The organism is Clostridium sp. (assembly GCF_036639235.1).
Classification (GTDB): Bacteria; Bacillota; Clostridia; order Clostridiales; family Caloramatoraceae; genus Clostridium_AB.
The window spans coordinates 38,953-53,380 of the sequence record NZ_JAVWJB010000005.1 but is presented as its reverse complement, the minus strand read 5'-3'; the positions used below and the strand labels follow the sequence as shown (position 1 = coordinate 53,380).

Here is a 14,428-nt window from a genome sequence, read left to right as displayed (position 1 = left end):
GATTTATGTGTAATTATGTTTATACAAAAGCCGCCTTATAGGCGGCATTATGTTAAAGATTAAATAATTTTCCATTCCATCCAAAGTTATCTGTTGATACTTCAGAGAAAATAATATAAATATGCTTAGGATCTATCCCAAGGCACTCATTGTAAATATTACATATTTCTTTGGTAAGTGCTTCTTTTTCATCTCTACTCTTAGAGCCTATCATTTTAATTTCAACTAGTGCTCCATTATTAAGTTCTTCTCCTTGAAAGTATAGTCTTTCTCCATCCTTAAACTTAAGAAACAGCCACTGCTCAGACTTTCCAGGTAGGATTTCAATCGCTTTTCCAAGTTTCGTTTTTAGAATTTCGGAATGCTTTGTTGTTAGCTTACCGCTAAAGCTACTATCAATATAAGGCATAAAATATCCTCCTATATATAAACTACTTAAACCTATTATATATATCATTATTATTAAAGTAAATAGTCATAGTTCTTTGATATAAGCCACATATATTGTAAAATACAATTAAGGTGGTTCTTTATATATAATATAAGTTGTGAGAAAATTGTATTGTAGAGGTGTAGTATATGTTTAATATTAAATTTACTGGAAATACACCTATTTATCTTCAGCTTGGATATCATATTAAGTCTTTAATACTTAAAGGTTTTATTAAACCAGATAGTAAGCTTCCATCCACAAGGGAACTTAGCACTATGCTTAAGGTTAGTAGAAATACAACGATGATGGCCTATGAATATCTAGAAGATGAGGGGTTTATATACACTAAGAAAAATAGAGGTGCATTTGTGTCAGAAATAAAAATTTCAGATACTAATGCTAAAAAAATAGATTATAATATCATAATTTCAAAGGCTGCAATGCTTTCAGAGGACCTTGATATTATAAAAACTGAGCCTAAATGGAAAAAGGGAATGATATCATTTAAAAGCATATCACCGGATAATGAATTATTTGATATTGATGAACTTAAAAGGGCTTTTTTATATAGGATTTCTGAGGAAGGCACTAAGCTTTTAAATTATGGATATGCAAAGGGATATGATAAGTTAATTAACTATCTACTTGAGTATATGGAAAAAAAGGGAGTAAATACACAGGGGAAGGATATTCTAATTACTAATGGATTTACTGAAGGGTTTGACATAGCTATTTCTACTCTAACTAACGAAGGAGATACAATACTATGTGAGAATCCAACTCATAATACAGCACTTAAAATCATGAAGCTTCATGGTCTTAATATATTAAGTGTAGACCTTAATGAAGATGGTATAGATTGTAGTTTACTTAAAGATTCCCTAGAAAATAATGATGTAAAGATAGCATATATGGTTCCGTCTTACCATAATCCTACAGGAATAGTAATGCCTCCTGAAAAGAGAATTGAGGTTTATAATATTTTATCAAGTTATAATATTCCTTTAATTGAAGATGGATTTAATGAGGAGCTTAGATATTCAGGTTCACACGTTACCCCTATGGTATCTTTATGCGGAGAAGGAAATAGTGTAATATATATTGGGAGCTTTTCGAAGATACTATACCCAGGTATGAGAATTGGGTGGATACTTGCTGATCGTGATCTTATTTCTACAATGGAAAGTCTTAAGAGAAGTAGAAATATCCACACTTCATTTCTAGATCAGGGTATATTATATGAATATCTTTCAAATGGATACTTTGAAAAGTATCTAAAGCGTATTAGAAAAATATATAAGGATAAATATGAGTTTGCCCTTGAATGTGCAAATAAATATATTCCATGTAAAAGTATTTATGGTCAGGGTGGACTTCATATATATATTAAGCTTGAAAAAGCAAATGCTAGAAAGCTTCTAGAGCTATGTTATAATGATGGGGTTGTGTTTACACCTGGAGATATTTTTTCTGTAAAGGATACAGAGGATAAAAGCTTTAGAATAGGATTTTCTAGAACTTCTTATGAGGAAATAGAAAAGGGATTTAAGATAATTGGAAAGTATGTAGAATTCTTGGAGGGATAGTATATGTTAAAAGTTGGAGTGATTATGGGAGGTATTTCATCAGAAAGAGAAATATCTTTAAGATCAGGTAAGGAAGTTTGTCAGCATTTAAATAATGAAAAATATAATGTTGTACCAATAGTTCTTGATACAGTAGATGATATATTAGAAAAAGTTAAGGGAATAGATTTTGCTTTTCTTGCACTTCACGGTAAGTTCGGTGAGGATGGAGTTGTTCAAGGAGTACTTGAAACTCTTCAAATACCTTACTCAGGATGTGGGGTACTTTCAAGTGCTTTATGTATGGATAAGGATATGACTAAGAAGGTTTTAAGATTTGAAGATATTAATACAGCAGATTGGACTATGGTTTCATCAGTTGAGGAAATTAATTATGAGGTTATTAATAAAATAGGATATCCTGTGTTTGTTAAACCAAACTCAGGAGGGTCAAGTTTTGCAACTGTTCTTATTAAGGAAGAAAAGGATGTAGAATCAGCAGTTAAAGAGGCCTTAAAATATGACACTGAAGTTATGATAGAAAAGTACGTTAAGGGATATGAAATAAGCTGTCCAGTAATTGAAGGTAAAATGCTACCTATTGTTGCAATAGAGCCAGAGGGGGAATTCTTTGACTTTACATCTAAGTACACAGATGGTGGAGCAAGAGAGTTTGTTGTAGAGTTTGAAGAAGATATGCAAAAGAGAATAGATAAAATGGTTGTAGATACATTTAAGGCACTTAAGTGTAATGTATATGCTAGAGTTGACATAATAATAAGTAATTCAGAGTTGTTTGTTTTAGAGGTAAATACTCTTCCAGGAATGACAAGCAATAGCTTATTTCCTAAAAGTGCTGCTCATATAGGAATGAGTTATAGTGATCTTTTAGAAGTATTTATAGAGTCTTCACTTAAATTAAGAGGATAATCGAATTATTTATAACATATGGTATAGTAAAGAATTAAAAGAGGCATATGCCTCTTTTTTTATTTGTCCTTTATATTGTTATGAAGGAGAAATTATCATATAATGTTGAATTAGAGAAAATTTTATACGTAGCAATACACGGAGGTATCATATGAAGTTAGATAACAAACCATTAGTAGCAGATATGTCTTTATTGTTTGTAGCATTTTTATGGGGTGGGGGATTTATAGCAACAGAGTATGCATTAGATTCTATAACTCCAAACTACATAAACTTTATAAGATTCTTAATCGCATTTGTTGGGATATCACTTATATTCCATAAAAAGTACAAGCTAATAGACAAGAAAACACTTAAGGCAGGGGTAATTATAGGAATTTTCCTATATGGTGGATTTATATTACAAACTATTGGTCTACAGTATACAACAGCAGGTAAACAGGCATTTTTAACAGGTACTAATGTTGTTATGGTTCCATTTTTATATTGGATAGTTAAGAGCAAAAGACCTGATAAGTATAATATTTTAGCTGCAGTAATTGCAGTAGTTGGAATAGGATTTTTAAGCCTTAATGAAAACCTTTCCATAAATTTTGGAGATGCATTAACACTTGCTTGTGCAGTATTCTTTGCATCACAAATTACAGCAGTTGGGTTCTTTGCAGAGAAGCATGATCCATTAGCACTTACTATAGTTCAATTTGGTACAGTAACTATAATGTCACTAGCATCATCACTTATATTTGAACCATTTCCTACATTTACAACAAAGAGTACAGTGGGAATAATATATCTTGCAATATTTAGTACACTTATTTGCTTTGCAATACAAAATGTTGCACAAAAGTATACTTCACCAGAGCATACAGCTATAATACTTTGTTTAGAATCTGTATTTGGAAGTACATTATCATGTTTAATACTTGGTGAAGAGTTTACATTTAAGATGATAGTTGGATGCTTTGCAATATTCTTTGCAATATTAACAGCAGAGACTCGGCTTGAATTTATAAAAAAGTTATTTAAACCAAAGAATAAAGGAAAGGAAGCAGTTTAATGCTTCCTTTCATCTATAGGGGGGATTAAATGAGTAGATTTCAAAGGTCAAGGGAAGTGTTAAAGGTTGCCTGCCCAGCAGCACTTGAAATGTTTCTATATATGATGGTATGGGTAGCGGATACAGCCTTTGTAGGAAGATATGATGGAAATGTAGGAGTTAGTGCTGTAGGACTTGCATCTGAAGTCTTATATACAGTAGCTAATATATTTATTGCATTTGGTATAGGGGTTGGGATAACAACACTTGTAGCTCAAAGTATAGGGGAAGGAAGTAGTAAGAAGGCAAGTGAATTTTTATCTCATGGACTGTTTATAGGGTCTATTGCTGCTTTGATTTTATGTATTATTCTTGGAAGCTTTTCAGAAAGTATATTATCAGTTGTAGGCGCAAAGGATCAGGTGCTAAATGTTGGTTCTCAGTATATGAAAATAGCATCTATTGGACTTATTTTTAATATGTTAACATCTATGCTTAATGCAGGGCTTCGTGGAAGTGGGAACACTATAACTCCATTAAAGGTATCAGGAATTATAGTTGTTTTAAATATTTTTCTTGATTATTCATTAATATTTGGTAAGTTTTCATTCCCTGAAATGGGGATTATAGGATCTGCCATTGCAACATCTATATCCTACGTGGTAGGATTTACAGTTCTATGTTATTTCTATAAAAGTTCAGAGCTTAATATTATGTTATCAATAGTTAAGAATTTAGATATAAGCAAAATTAAAAAGCTAGTAAGGCTTTCTATACCAGCAGGTCTTCAAGAAGCGGCTTTTAGTATTAGTAAGTTAATAACACTTTCTTTTATTATACATTTAGGAAGCGTTGCATACGCAGCTAACCAGATAGTTGTAACTATTGAGTCAATATCATTTATGCCTGGATGGGGATTTGCTGTTGCAGCAACTGCAATGGTTGGTCAAAGAATAGGGGCTAAGGATTTTAAAACAGCAAGAGAATATGCAATTCAGTCAACAATATTTGGAACTGGAATTATGATGATATGTGCATTAATATTTATACTTATCCCAAGGGAACTTATGAGCATATTTATAAGTGATCCTAAGACTATTGAGTTTGGAACAAGGTGCTTAATGTTTGCGGCACTTGAACAGCCATTTATAGGAGTAGCAATGGTACTAGCTGGGGCATTAAAGGGTTCAGGAGATACTAAAACACCATTTTATATTGCACTTGTATCAAACTGGCTAATAAGGCTTCCTTTAATGTATGTAGTAATATTCGTTCTAGAACTTGATGTGGTTACTGTTTGGATAGTAACTGCAATTCAGTGGATATTTGAAGGAATAGTTATAACATATTTATTTAAGAAGAAAACAAAACACTGGGTATAATCCTATTTATTATTAAAGGGTGCTGACATTGTCAGCACCCTTAGGTTTAGCTTTCTTTTATTATTTTTGGTTTCTCCATCTTAAGGAGAATTAGGCATAGTAAAACAATTATAATTCCTGTCCACTGCACGAGGCTTAGCTGTTCATTAAGAACAAGAAATGAAAGTATTGCAGCAGCAGGTATTTCAACTGTTGTTACAATTGAAGTAAGTACAGGTCCGATCATGCCAATTGCTATATAAAGTAGTGACATAGGAATGATTTGACACAGTATTGAAAGTAGTGCTGCACTAATTACAACCTTAGGTGTTAAATCATTAATATTTGAGAAAATTTGATTATTAATGATTAAAAGGCCACATAGGGTTATAACATTATTATAAAAAACAATTACTATAGGCTCTATATTAAACTTAAGCATTTTGTCTCCATATATACTTAAAAATGCATATGCAAATGCTGAGAATATACCAATTATAAGTCCTATAGTGGAAATTGCTTTAGAACCACTAAATATATTAAGAACTAGCATTGAACCAAATAGTGTACCTACAATAGATAAAATTTTAATTTTAGATACATATTCCTTAAGCACAACAATTGAATAAATTGATATAAGTACTGGATATGTATAAAGTAGCATTGTAGATATTGAGACATCTAAATACTTAACAGAAAAAGCATATGAAATAGTAACAGCCATAGTACCAAATATAGAGTGGACTATAAGGCTTAATATGCTCTTTTTAGGAAGTGCAAGAGATGCCTTACCCTTTTTAGCTAGTATATAAATAAATAAGGTAATGCTACCTACAAAATAGGCACATGTTAATACATTTAATGGGTTAACATTCTCAAGGTATAAAGGTCTTTGAATAAGGCCAGAGCTACCAAAAATAATAGATGAAAGTGCTGCGATTAGTATTCCTTTTAGTTTCATATCATTACCTCCACGTGAGAATTATAACATATGTTAGATTATAATAAACACTAATATAGTTAATTTGACCTATATTATGTTAAAATATAAATAAAAAATATAAGTAGGTGGTTGTTTGATTATTTATGCTGTTTCTGATTCAATAGGTGAAACCGCAGAACAGGTTGCAAAGGCAACTGCATCCCAGTTCGAAAAGGAAGTAAAAATCAAAAGAGTGTCATATATTAATAGTAAGGCGGACGCTATTAACTTTATAAACTCAATAGTAGACAAATCTAATTGTTTAATTTTATCCACTATAGTAGTAGAAGAAACACGTGAGTTTCTAGTAAAAATAGCAGTTGAGAATAATATAGAAATTATTAATGTACTAGGTCCTTGTATTAATGCTGTATCTGAAATATCAGATGAAACTCCAATATACAAACCAGGTGCTGTTAGAAAGCTTGATGATGATTATTTTAAGAAAATAGAGGCAATGGAATTTGCTTTAAGCTTTGATGACGGGAAAAGTGAAAGGGGACTACTTAATGCTGATATAGTTATTATAGGAGTGTCTAGAACATCTAAAACACCTCTTTCAATATATATAGCAAATAAGGGTATAAAGGTAGCTAATGTGCCACTTGTACCAGAAACTCCGGTTCCTGAGACTTTATTTGAAATCAGTAGAAAGAAAATTATTGGATTGACTATTGACCCAAGGGAACTTATGGCTATAAGACGCAATAGATTAACTAGAATGGGAACAAGTCTTCATCAAATAGAGTATGCAAATGCGGAAAGAATACTTGCAGAACTTGAGTATTCAGAAAAGATTATGAGAAGAATTAGATGTAAGGTGTTTGATGTTACCCGTAAGGCTATTGAAGAAACTGCATCACAAATATTAGAATATATAGGGTATCATGAGGATGTAAAATATTAATATAAAAATTGAAGTGCTAGACTTACTCGTCTAGCACTTCAATTTCAAATATATCAAATTCTACTTCCTCAATAAAATTATCCTGTCTAAATGATGTTTTCTTGTATTTATTATACTCGCGTAGATTAGAATTAAGCCAATAGGGCTTTTGTATATCGAATTCTCTACATATTTCAGTAATGCAAAGCTTTAACTGATCTTGATATTCTATATCATCATATTCATAGGTATATTCTACTTGAGAAATTAATTTATTATCTTTTATAAGCTTTCCCCAAAGTCTTAGCAATTTTATACCACCTTTTGTTTTTTTAATAAGTATAGCAAAACTTAGAAAAAAATCAAATAGTTGATTGAATAAATCAGAGTAAAAAGATATACTATAAATAATAATAATATAAGGGAGGTCTTGTAATGGAAATAAGACTATCAAAGCTAGCAATAGAGAAGATTAACGAAGTAGTTAAGGCAAATGATGAGGTGCCTACACTTAGAATATATGTAGCAAAAGCAGGTTGTAGTGGAGCTGTATTTGGATTAGCATTTGATGATGCTAAGGAAAGCGACGATATAACAGTAGTAGAGGGAATTTCATTTATAACAGATACAGAATACATTCCACAATATTCAGATGGACTTGATATTGATTTTAACGAAGGTGAAAATGAAGGATTCGTTATTAAGACAATTAACCCAGTTCAAAAGAGCTGTGGGTCATGTTCATGTGGTTCATAGTTATTGACAAATAGTTTATATTTGATATTATATCTATAGAATTTAATAAGCGCTTTGAGAGGAATTAGTAGTGGTGTAAACTAAGTTTAGAGAGCTGGTGAGGGTGGAATACTGGTATTAGAGCATTGTGAAGGCGTCCTTGAGTGCACTCATTAAGTGGATTCTTTATAGAATCAATGAGGGTGGAACCGCGGAAGTTTAACCTTTCGTCCCTTAGGTGGGACGAAGGGTTTTTTTGTTGTTTAAATATTTATTTAGGAGGTTTATATATGTCAAATGTTACAATGGACAAAATAGTATCCCTATGTAAAGGTAGAGGATATATTTTCCCAGGGTCAGAGATTTACGGAGGCCTTGCGAATACATGGGATTATGGTCCACTAGGAATAGAATTTAAGAATAATGTTAAGAAGGCTTGGTGGAAAAAATTTATCCAAGAAAGCAGATACAACGTAGGACTTGACTGCGCTATTCTAATGAACCCACAGGTATGGGTAGCATCAGGACATGTTGGTGGATTTAGTGACCCACTAATGGACTGTAAGGAATGTAAGTCAAGATTTAGAGCAGACAAGGTTATTGAAGACTTCGCTGCAGCTAAGGGTGATGAGGTTGTTGGTGTAGATGGATGGTCAAAAGAGGAAATGGCCACATATATTAATGATAACAACGTTGTATGCCCAGAGTGTGGAAAACACAACTATACAGATATTAGACAATTTAACCTTATGTTTAAAACATTCCAAGGTGTAACAGAGGATGCTAAGGCAGAGGTTTACCTAAGACCAGAAACTGCACAGGGTATATTTGTTAACTTTAAAAGCGTTCAACGTTCAAGTAGAAAGAAGTTACCATTTGGTATTGGTCAAATTGGTAAGTCATTTAGAAACGAAATAACTCCTGGTAACTTTATTTTTAGAACTAGAGAGTTTGAACAAATGGAACTTGAGTTCTTCTGTAGACCAGAAGAGGATCTTCAGTGGTATGAATACTGGAAGAATTACTGTAAAGACTTCCTTCTTAACCTTTCAATGAAGGAAGAGAATATGAGACTTCGTGAGCATGATAAGGAAGAACTTGCCCATTACAGTAATGCTACAGTTGATATAGAGTATAAGTTCCCATTTGGATGGGGTGAGCTTTGGGGAGTTGCTGATAGAACTGATTACGACCTTAAAAAGCATATGGAACATTCAGGCGAAGATATGGTTTATATGGACCAACAAACTAACGAAAAAATTGTTCCATATTGCATTGAACCATCAGTTGGTGCAGATAGATTAGCACTAGCATTCTTAGTAGATGCATATGAAGAGGAAGAAGTTTCTGAGGGAGACACTAGAGTGGTTCTTAAGCTTCATCCTGCACTAGCACCTATTAAGGCTGCAATACTTCCACTATCAAAGAAGCTAAGTGAAGAGGCTGATGAGGTATTTACTATGCTTTCTAAGAAGTTTAATGTTGAGTTTGACGAAGCTGGAAGTATAGGAAAAAGATATAGAAGACAAGATGAAATTGGAACACCATTCTGTATAACTTATGATTTTGACTCAAAGGAAGACAAATGTGTTACAATAAGAGAGAGAGATACTATGGAGCAAGTTAGAATACCAATAGATGAGGTTTGTGCATATATTGAATCTAAACTTGAATTTTAATAAAAGGAGCTGGGGGATTATATAATGGACACGTCAAGTATAGTAATAATGGAAAAAGAAGAAGGAATACTCGCAAGAGAGGTTGCAAGTTATAAGCTAGATAAGGGACTAGAGCTTGTTTTCAAGGTTTTTGTTGAGGACAATGTGCTAAATCTATTCTTAACAATTGATAAGGAAGAGGTTAGCGATGAAGAGTATGAGATGATATTTGAAGAATATGATTTTAAATTCTATGAAGACCACGATTTTGAAATTGAAGAGGTAGATGGTTTCTATAATCCGATTTGGGTTATTAAGCTACCTTTTTCCACTGAACATGGAGAAATGCAAGATACTATAAACATGGTTATAAGTCACCATATTGACGAGCTAGAGAGAATATATAATATCTAAGAAGGCTATTCACTTTATAAGCCCTGCTAATTGCAGGGCTTATGCTGTTGACTTTGGCAACAGCATGTCATGCAAAACAGGTTTTTCATGAGTTTTGCTAAGGGGTGCTAAAGCTACTGCACGACGCTAAAGCGTCACTTGACCCCTTAAAAGGTATGGTCTGCGGCGGCACATGTCCCCCTTGACCATGAATTTAAAATATTTGTTTGTTAAAATCTGAAGCCCTGCTAATTGCAGGGCTTATATTTTATTACAGCCTTAAATTGATTTGTTGATTTAATATTATAAAAGCGTATTTTAATATCAGGATATAGTTTACATACCTCTTTTTTATTATTACTAAAAAATCTATTATCATCATCTAAGGTTAGTAGCTTCAAATAAAGCCACATATTTCTTTTAACATAGGAACAGGTATTGTCAGAATTTCTTTTATATCCTGGGTTTATTATTTCTATAGAATTATCTGTTATAGTAATATCTATAATATCATTACTAGAAAAGTAGTCTCTATGGACAACAGAATTGCCTAGAAGGTGGTTTATTATATCGATTGGAATATTTGGACACATATAGGTCATTATTTCATTAGACGCCTTATTAAGCATTTCTAGGGTGTTTCCTTGACATATTATAGGTGAAAAATAGGGATTTTTAGGTGATGGGTTTATTCTTATTATGTTATGAGGAATGAATTTTTGAGGATAATCACTAAAAAGCATAATCCCACCATAGGTTGGAATAAGTTTTGAGTGATTAGGCTCACGGTGAAGCACACCAAGGCCCACTAATATTTCATGGTTAACGTTATTTGTTATATTGAATTTTTTTAAGTATTTTAAAAGTAGAATTTCACTTAAATCCTCAATAGTTGCAGCTTGCAATGGAATAGTTTCATAGGGAAGGATTCCATATTCATGAATCATTGATGCAATCTCATCTTTACGCATAATATCAGTAATCGTACCTCGCCGAGTATAAAAAGCACCATTTTCCCTCATCTGATGAGGTTTATGAATAGAGTTTAATATAGTAATTACAGCAATATCAAGGCCTTCCATTTCAACAAAGTTAACCTTTATTGGAACAGGGGGATCAACCCTTGAGGATATGATCTGTTGAAGCTTTTCTTCATTAAAGTCACTTTTATCAATTCCAACAACATCCTTTGTTTTATCTTCAATACCAAAAATAAGGTATCCACGTCCACCATTAGTATTTGCAATTGCACTAATATCCTTAACAAATTCCTTTTTATTACTTTCATATTCAAGTACTAGCTTTCTTTTAAAATCTATTTTATTGGTTTCTCCCTTTGTAATAATATACTTTAGCTTTGATTTATCCATATCAATACCTCACTAAAAAATATTAGGATTAGTTCATAGTATGCATGAAGAGCGCTTTTAAACAATATAAATAGTATTGAAACTTATGATAAGGAAAGGTTAAGATGTTGTTACCTTCGTTGTATTAAAATAATATTTTTGATACAATTATCTAGAAGTTAATAAATTAATTATGTTCGGTATACCCGTGAAAGGGGTTATGTAGATGTTTAATAGGGATAATATAATGGTATGTGTGACTCAACAAAAAACTTGTGAGAGACTTATTAGTAGTGGAGCAGCACTTAAAAAAGAAATTGGTTCAGATCTTTTTGTTATCCATGTAGTTAGGGAAAGGGATAATTTCTTATACAATGATAGTGAACCAGATGCACTACAGTATTTGTTTAATGTTTCTAAGGAAGCAGGTGCAGAGCTTACAGTACTAAGAAGTGATGATGTTGTTGATACACTTAAGGAGTTTGCACGTGATAGGTCAATTGGACATATAGTTTTAGGTCAGCCACCTAAGTCAGCTAAGAATTGTGTAGTTGATATGCTAAAAGAAAGTTCAAATGATTTAAAATTTCATATTATACCAGCAAAGTAATAAAAGGAAGCATTGCTTCCTTTTTTATTTTTGGAATAATAAAAGCCTTAGGCTAATATACATAATAAAGAATATTACTTAAGGAGTGTGTTATATGACAATAGACGGACTTATATTTAAAGAGGATAAGACAAAGAAGGTAGCTTCTCTTGCAAACGAACTTTCAAGTTCATCAAAGGGAGACATCATATATATTAGCAACTGTAATGAGGCTAAAAACCACTTAAATGATAACATTAAGTTTCTAGATTTATCTGAAATAGAGTTTTTATCTTCAAGGGTTTTAGCATCAGTTGTAGAACAGCTTAGTTATGAAAGTTCAACTACTGAAATCATTTTAATTGATAATTTATCAAAAATGCTTAAGGATGATGAAATTGAGAAGTTTTTAAAGGAAGTTGATAAAATTTCAGAAAAAAGCAATGTAAAGGTTTTATTTGGACTTGAAAGAGAAAATAAAAATTCTATAACAGGTTTAGGAATAGAGGAAATTGACTAGACTTAGAAATAGGATACAACAAATAATCCCCGCATACTTAGTTAACGGCTAGACTAAGTAAAATATAAAAGTAGTATTGTAATAATACTACTTTTTATATTTTATAGTCTATACATGCCCTTGATAGTCTTATTTCAGATACAAACTTAGCTACCTCAACATGTTTTGGGTGGTTTTGGTATGTAGTAAGATCCTCAAATGAATCAAAATCAGCTGTTAATATAATATCGTAGTTATCTTCAATATTACTTGAGTCAACATTAACGGATATTGATTTAATTTCTTTAATATCATGTTTAAGATTAATAAGTAAATTCTTAAGTTTCACTGCATTTTCTATTTTAGATGATGAAAGTGCATTATCTTTAAGTTTCCACATCACAATGTGTCTAATCATTATTTCTACCTCCTAAATAAAGCTTAATATTAATTTTACAATATAATGCAAAAATTTCATAGGATATATTTGAATATTAGTTTCTAAGCATATATAATAATCTTTAGACCTAACTAGGAGGTAATTTATAAGTGAATAAAGGTATATGTGATAAGTTAAAGTTAATTTTATGGGGATTATCAGGAAGAATAGAAGAAAATATAGATTATATAAATTCAATTAAGTTTACATTTAAAACAGGGCTTAAATGTTTTAATGGAGAGTATAACTTAGAGAATAAGACCCTTCATTTTAATGGGGTAAGCAAGGATGTAAGTATAGGAAGTTTACCTGATGCTATAAGCAATGAGGCCATGAACTATGATGAACTTGAGTTTGTTCTAGAAGAAAGAGGAGCAGCAACTATTGTTACTGCAAACACTAAAGAAGTTAAGACCCGCAAGGTAGATGAGGTTAAAAAGGAAAAAGATGTAGTTAAAAATAATACTGCACAGGTTCTAAAGAGAAATTATTTCGTTAAGGTTGGCAAGGCTGATAGACTGCTTAAGGAAATCGGAATACTTACTAAAGAAGGCAAAATCAAAAACGACATGATTAGAAAGTACAATCAAATTGACCATTTTGTAGAACTTATTGATTCTATGATAGATGAGGTGTCAACAGGTAATGATGCTATAACAATACTTGATTGTGGATGTGGTAAGTCTTATCTTACATTTGTACTTAATTATTATATTAAAGATGTAAAGAAGAAAAATTGCTACTTTATAGGAGTAGACAGAAACCCGGATGTTATTAATTCATCAAGGGAAATGGCAAAGAACCTTGGATACAAGAATATGGAGTTTATCGAAGAGGATATGAACTTCTTTGAACCAGATAGAAATATAGATATTGTTTTAAGTTTACATGCATGTGATACAGCAACGGATATGGCACTAGGGCTTGGGGTTAGACTTAAGGCTAAGGCTTTAATGTGTGTACCATGTTGTCATAAGGAATTACTTCCTCAGATTCAATTCGGGGAACTTTCACCATTATTTAAGCAGGGAGTATTTAAGGCTAGATTCAATGATGTATTTACAGATTCGTTAAGAAGTCTGCTTTTAGAAGCATATGGATATAAGGTTTCAGCAGTTGAGTATATATCACCACTAGAAACTCCAAAGAACCTTCTTTTAAGAGCAGTTAAAACAAGTGATTTTAATGAGAAGGCTTATAGTGACTATCATAATATTAAGAATATGTTCTCAGTATATCCATCACTTGAAACTTATATAGAAGCATTTTAATAAGAAAATTAATAGGCTGCCTACTAAGGCAGCCTATTTCATTTAATTAAATGCATTGATTATTGTTGTTAAAATTTCAAATATAATAAATATAACAATTATCCATTCAAGTCTAGTTGTACGTTTAGAATGTGATAGGTCTGAAAAGGTCTCTATAACATCTAAAAGCACTTCAGACTTATGTCTAATAACATCATATCTATCTTCAAGTTCAAATAAATCTGAAGCCTTTAGGAAGAGTTTTTCTGCATCTTCGTTTTCCCAGGCTATATCCGGTTTTTCAAATAGAGTAATATAGGATA

Annotated in this window: 17 protein-coding genes; 11 read left to right on the top strand and 6 right to left on the bottom strand. The window is 31.8% G+C overall.

Annotated features, from left to right (window positions below):
• Positions 1–52: 52 nt before the first annotated feature.
• Positions 53–409 carry a phenylpyruvate tautomerase MIF-related protein gene (locus RR539_RS02680; protein ID WP_332473075.1) on the bottom strand — a complete coding sequence of 119 codons (357 nt, stop codon included), beginning with the start codon at positions 407–409 and terminating at the stop codon, positions 53–55.
• A gap of 170 nt (positions 410–579) precedes the next feature.
• On the opposite strand from RR539_RS02680, the gene pdxR reads away from it, so the two are divergent.
• The 4 genes from pdxR (at position 580) to RR539_RS02660 (ending at position 5,346) form a co-directional block, all read left to right on the top strand.
• Positions 580–2,019, top strand: coding sequence for a MocR-like pyridoxine biosynthesis transcription factor PdxR (gene pdxR / locus RR539_RS02675; RefSeq protein ID WP_332473076.1), 1,440 nt, complete (start codon positions 580–582; stop codon positions 2,017–2,019).
• 3 nt (positions 2,020–2,022) lie between these two features.
• Positions 2,023–2,928 carry a D-alanine--D-alanine ligase gene (locus tag RR539_RS02670; RefSeq protein WP_332473077.1) on the top strand — a complete coding sequence of 302 codons (906 nt, stop codon included), beginning with the start codon at positions 2,023–2,025 and terminating at the stop codon, positions 2,926–2,928.
• 151 nt (positions 2,929–3,079) lie between these two features.
• Positions 3,080–3,985 (top strand): DMT family transporter, encoded by a 906-nt coding sequence (locus RR539_RS02665; RefSeq protein WP_332473078.1) that lies wholly within the window; start codon positions 3,080–3,082, stop codon positions 3,983–3,985.
• Positions 3,986–4,014: 29 nt separating this feature from the next.
• Complete coding sequence (locus RR539_RS02660; protein ID WP_332473079.1) at positions 4,015–5,346, top strand: MATE family efflux transporter; 1,332 nt, start codon at positions 4,015–4,017, stop codon at positions 5,344–5,346.
• Positions 5,347–5,392: 46 nt separating this feature from the next.
• Here the strand turns inward: RR539_RS02660 and RR539_RS02655 are convergent, their stop codons facing one another.
• Positions 5,393–6,286, bottom strand: a complete 894-nt coding sequence (locus RR539_RS02655) for a DMT family transporter (protein WP_332473080.1) — start codon at positions 6,284–6,286, stop codon at positions 5,393–5,395.
• A gap of 115 nt (positions 6,287–6,401) precedes the next feature.
• Here RR539_RS02655 and RR539_RS02650 point away from each other — a divergent pair, with 115 nt between their 5' ends.
• The gene (locus RR539_RS02650) at positions 6,402–7,214 is read left to right on the top strand and encodes a pyruvate, water dikinase regulatory protein (protein WP_332473081.1); all 813 of its coding nucleotides are present in this window, start codon (positions 6,402–6,404) and stop codon (positions 7,212–7,214) included.
• A gap of 22 nt (positions 7,215–7,236) precedes the next feature.
• Here the strand turns inward: RR539_RS02650 and RR539_RS02645 are convergent, their stop codons facing one another.
• Positions 7,237–7,503, bottom strand: a complete 267-nt coding sequence (locus RR539_RS02645) for a hypothetical protein (RefSeq protein WP_332473082.1) — start codon at positions 7,501–7,503, stop codon at positions 7,237–7,239.
• Positions 7,504–7,628: 125 nt separating this feature from the next.
• On the opposite strand from RR539_RS02645, the gene RR539_RS02640 reads away from it, so the two are divergent.
• The 3 genes from RR539_RS02640 (at position 7,629) to RR539_RS02630 (ending at position 10,000) form a co-directional block, all read left to right on the top strand.
• Positions 7,629–7,949 carry a HesB/IscA family protein gene (locus RR539_RS02640; protein ID WP_332473083.1) on the top strand — a complete coding sequence of 107 codons (321 nt, stop codon included), beginning with the start codon at positions 7,629–7,631 and terminating at the stop codon, positions 7,947–7,949.
• 269 nt (positions 7,950–8,218) lie between these two features.
• A complete protein-coding gene (locus RR539_RS02635; RefSeq protein WP_332473084.1) occupies positions 8,219–9,607 on the top strand; it encodes a glycine--tRNA ligase in 1,389 nt (462 codons plus the stop codon).
• Between the two features lie 24 nt (positions 9,608–9,631).
• On the top strand, positions 9,632–10,000 hold the full coding sequence (locus RR539_RS02630) for a DUF6762 family protein (RefSeq protein WP_332473085.1): 369 nt from the start codon (positions 9,632–9,634) through the stop codon (positions 9,998–10,000).
• Between the two features lie 227 nt (positions 10,001–10,227).
• On the opposite strand, the gene RR539_RS02625 is transcribed toward RR539_RS02630, so the two are convergent.
• On the bottom strand, positions 10,228–11,349 hold the full coding sequence (locus RR539_RS02625) for an AlbA family DNA-binding domain-containing protein (protein WP_332473086.1): 1,122 nt from the start codon (positions 11,347–11,349) through the stop codon (positions 10,228–10,230).
• Between the two features lie 205 nt (positions 11,350–11,554).
• Here RR539_RS02625 and RR539_RS02620 point away from each other — a divergent pair, with 205 nt between their 5' ends.
• Together RR539_RS02620 and RR539_RS02615 are read left to right on the top strand one after the other, a co-directional pair.
• A complete protein-coding gene (locus tag RR539_RS02620; protein ID WP_332483392.1) occupies positions 11,555–11,938 on the top strand; it encodes a universal stress protein in 384 nt (127 codons plus the stop codon).
• A gap of 94 nt (positions 11,939–12,032) precedes the next feature.
• Positions 12,033–12,437, top strand: a complete 405-nt coding sequence (locus RR539_RS02615) for a hypothetical protein (protein WP_332473087.1) — start codon at positions 12,033–12,035, stop codon at positions 12,435–12,437.
• A 94-nt stretch (positions 12,438–12,531) separates the two neighbouring features.
• Here the strand turns inward: RR539_RS02615 and RR539_RS02610 are convergent, their stop codons facing one another.
• Complete coding sequence (locus RR539_RS02610) at positions 12,532–12,834, bottom strand: Dabb family protein (RefSeq protein ID WP_332473088.1); 303 nt, start codon at positions 12,832–12,834, stop codon at positions 12,532–12,534.
• A gap of 131 nt (positions 12,835–12,965) precedes the next feature.
• On the opposite strand from RR539_RS02610, the gene RR539_RS02605 reads away from it, so the two are divergent.
• Positions 12,966–14,126 (top strand): class I SAM-dependent methyltransferase, encoded by a 1,161-nt coding sequence (locus RR539_RS02605; protein WP_332473089.1) that lies wholly within the window; start codon positions 12,966–12,968, stop codon positions 14,124–14,126.
• A 42-nt stretch (positions 14,127–14,168) separates the two neighbouring features.
• On the opposite strand, the gene RR539_RS02600 is transcribed toward RR539_RS02605, so the two are convergent.
• The coding region (locus tag RR539_RS02600; protein WP_332500178.1) for an RMD1 family protein at positions 14,169–14,428 on the bottom strand (260 nt) is incomplete at its 5' end.